The following is a 3,228-nucleotide window of genomic DNA, read 5'->3' on the forward strand; positions in this document are numbered from 1 at the left end:
ACTGTCTTGCATGCTTCCACAAACCCGCGATTCGTGGCCGTAAACGCGCGAGCATGGCCAAAGACGCTCCCTGGCGGCATTGCAGGTTTCCACGCTTCAGACCGGCCCGCAGCCGCAATCATGGAGGAATGTCGATCCACTGACTTTTTGGCGAGTTTGCCGGCACGTTCGCCACCGGCCAGGTACATGCGACGCTCTCCACAAGGTTGGCCCCCACCAGACGCTCACGGTGCTTCGGCGCAGGCTCGCCAGGTTCGACGCGAAATCCTGCGGTGGGCCGCTGCGGTTCTCTTTTTTGGCTCAAAGAATTTAATAAATCGAATACCTGATTTGGCAGTGGTTTGGCGTGTGTGCCAGTCCCTCCGGCAGTTCACCACTGGATTCGGCCAGACAAGGGAACTCTGCGTGCCTCAGGAGGATTGAACCTGACTTTGAAACAATAGGTTAAGGGGCCGGCACGTATGTAAACTGCATACTTGATTGCGCGGGTTTCCGGGATTTTTGAAAGCCCGGGTTGGCGCCGGACCTGGTGCGGAGCAGGTGGATCTTTTCACAAACCCACCCAATCACCACCGAATACAAGTCTTCGCTCTCCCGGGGCTGGACCGCAGCAATTCGCGTGCAGTATGTGTGCAACATGGCCCCAAAAACCAGTTCGCGGACCATAGGAGACCTAAAAATGCCCAACAACGCAGCCACTGCGGCAGCAAGACTATCCGTGGCTCCGATGATGGACTGGACCGACCGGCACTGCCGTGTGCTGCACCGTCAGCTCAGTTCTCATACGCTGCTCTATACCGAAATGGTTACCTCTGCGGCTCTCGTGCGCGGCGGGGCACGGCATCTGCTGGCGTATTCGTCCGAAGAGCACCCGGTTGCGTTGCAGCTCGGTGGCTCAGAGCCGGAGGAACTGGCTGACGCAGCACGGATGGGGGCTGACGCAGGCTATGCCGAGATCAATCTCAACGTCGGCTGCCCTTCCGACAGGGTGCAGTCCGGTGCCTTTGGCGCGGTGCTGATGGAAGACCCGGCGCGCGTCGCCCGTTGTGTCGCAGCAATGCGCCAGGCGGTGCAGGTCGATGTGACAGTCAAGTGCCGCATCGGTGTGGACGATCAGACCCCCGAAGAGATTTTGCCGGAATTTCTGGCACAGATCGTCGGCGCCGGTTGTACGCGCGTCGCAATTCACGCGCGCAAGGCCTGGCTGCAGGGGCTCAGCCCGAAGGAAAACCGCGATATACCGCCGCTTGATTATGCCCTTGTCATGCGGATGAAAGAGCTCTTTCCCGATCTGCATATCTCGGTCAATGGCGGCATTACATCGCTTGCCCAGGCGCAGCGTTTTCTGGATGCGGGCCTCGACGGGGTGATGATCGGGCGTGCGGCCTATCATGATCCGGCCGGCATCCTTGCCGGAGCGGACCCGGTGATCTTCGGACGCGGCGACGCCGCAACAGCAGAGGAAGCAGTACAGGCGATGCTGCCCTATATCGACGCGCATATCGCGGCAGGCGGGCGGCTCGGGCAGATCACCCGGCACATGCTGGGGCTGTTTACCGGGCGTCCGGGCGCGCGGGCCTGGCGGCGCATGCTGTCGGAGGGGGCTCACAGACCCGGGGCGGACAGCATGCTGGTCCGCGAGGCTCTGGCGCAGGTTACCCGACATGGTGACGCTGATCCTGCGCAGGCGGTCGGATGACAGATCCCGCGCTGCTGGCCCAGATGGTGGTGCTTCTGGCGTGTGTGGGGGCTTTTGCCGGCGTGCTGGCGGGGCTGCTCGGGGTCGGAGGGGGCATCGTCCTTGTGCCTGCGTATTTCTATGCTTTTACAACGCTGGGCTTTGCCGGCCCGCACCTGATGCAGATCTGCCTTGCCACGTCGCTGGCAACAATCGTTGTGACGTCTCTGCGGTCGGTCAGCAGCCACAATAAAAAGGGCGCGGTCGAAAAAGACATTCTGCGCACGTGGGCGCCGGGCATCATGGCGGGGGCGGTGCTGGGTGTGCTGGTGGTGGCGCAGTTGCGTACTGCAACGCTCCAGTTTCTCTTTGGCGCGCTTGCGACGAGCGTTGGTCTTTATATGGCGTTCGGGCGGGCGCACTGGCGCCTCAGTGAAGACATGCCAACAGGCATAGCCCGTGCGCTTCTGTCACCGGTCGTGGGCTTTCTCTCCGTGATCATGGGGGTGGGCGGCGGCAGTTTCGGCGTGCCGCTGATGACGCTCTGCGGGCAGCCGGTGCACCGCGCCGTTGCGACATCTGCGGGCTTCGGCTTTCTGATCGCCACACCTGCGGTACTCGGTTTTCTGTTCAGCGGCGCCGGGGATCTGCGCCCGCCTGGCACCATCGGGTCGGTCAATATACCCGCCTTCGTCGTGACCATCGCAATGACCCTGATCACGGCACCCCTCGGGGCACAGCTTGCCCACCGGCTCGATCCTCTGCGTCTGCGCGGGGTTTTTGCGGTATTTTTGCTGATTGTTGCGGGTAATATGATCCGGAAGGCCGCCGGGTGGTAGGTGCAGCGGAAGAAACCGGCTGGGCGCTTTTCGCGCCGGAGGTTGCCACGGTTGCCTGGGCGCAGAAAGCCCGTGGCGCGGGGCTGCGTGCGCTGAAGGCACCGCACCTTGCGCATATGTATCAGTGTGAGCGGACATGGTTTGTGGGCCTTGATGCGCTGCCCAACGGCCCGGACGGAGACATTGACGGCTCTGGCCCTCTGCGCGGCGCTGCTGTGGATGCGGTCCTGGCGCAGTCGGGGTTTCTGCCGACGCTGCACCGCGCACAGCTTTCTGTCGTCTGGCCCGGCTATCCGCGCCCGCGTGAGGGCGAAAGTGACGCAGGCTTTCGCTACCGTCGCGACCGCGATGCGGCTCATGTCGATGGCGTGATGCGCGAGGGGTCTCCGAAACGCCGTTTTGTGCGCGAACCGCATGCTTTCATCATTGGTGTGACCCTGACAGAGACGGATCCCGGCGCGGCCCCGCTTGTGGTCTGGGAAGGCAGCCATCTGATCATGGCGCGCGCCTTCCGGTCGGCATTCGCGGGTCATTCCCCTGACAGCCTGAGTGCGATGGATGTGACCGAAGTCTATCAGACCGCGCGGCGTGAAGTTTTCGATACCTGCCCGCGGATCCTTTTACACGGGTCACCCGGAACGGTCAGCATGGTGCACCGCCTCGCCCTGCATGGTGTGGCGCCCTGGACGCCGGGGGCGTATGCGCCGGAGG

4 protein-coding genes are annotated in these 3,228 nt (G+C 62.9%); 3 read left to right on the plus strand and 1 reads right to left on the minus strand.

The window, feature by feature from the left end; all coding sequences use genetic code 11:
- Positions 1 to 188: hypothetical protein (locus Q0M35_RS18275; protein WP_295317680.1), on the minus strand; the 188-nt coding region annotated here is incomplete at its 3' end.
- A gap of 491 nt (positions 189 to 679) precedes the next feature.
- Between Q0M35_RS18275 and dusA the strand changes: the two genes are divergently transcribed.
- The 3 genes from dusA to Q0M35_RS18290 form a co-directional block, all read left to right on the plus strand.
- Positions 680 to 1,699 (plus strand): tRNA dihydrouridine(20/20a) synthase DusA, encoded by a 1,020-nt coding sequence (dusA, locus tag Q0M35_RS18280; protein WP_295317681.1) that lies wholly within the window; start codon positions 680 to 682, stop codon positions 1,697 to 1,699.
- On the plus strand, positions 1,696 to 2,517 hold the full coding sequence (locus Q0M35_RS18285; protein WP_295317682.1) for a sulfite exporter TauE/SafE family protein: 822 nt from the start codon (positions 1,696 to 1,698) through the stop codon (positions 2,515 to 2,517). Before dusA ends, Q0M35_RS18285 begins: the two co-directional genes overlap by 4 nt.
- Positions 2,511 to 3,228 (plus strand): hypothetical protein (locus tag Q0M35_RS18290; protein WP_295317683.1); only part of this gene is annotated, 718 nt, incomplete at its 3' end. The genes Q0M35_RS18285 and Q0M35_RS18290, both read left to right, overlap by 7 nt.

The organism is Roseobacter sp. (genome assembly GCF_024639605.1).
In the GTDB taxonomy this organism is placed as follows: Bacteria; Pseudomonadota; Alphaproteobacteria; order Rhodobacterales; family Rhodobacteraceae; genus Roseobacter.

Bases quoted from the DNA above. Each gene is read 5' to 3' on its own strand.
- dusA (WP_295317681.1), top strand. From the start codon at position 680: ATGCCCAACAACGCAGCCACTGCGGCAGCAAGACTATCCGTGGCTCCG.
- Q0M35_RS18285 (WP_295317682.1), top strand. From the start codon at position 1,696: ATGACAGATCCCGCGCTGCTGGCCCAGATGGTGGTGCTTCTGGCGTGT.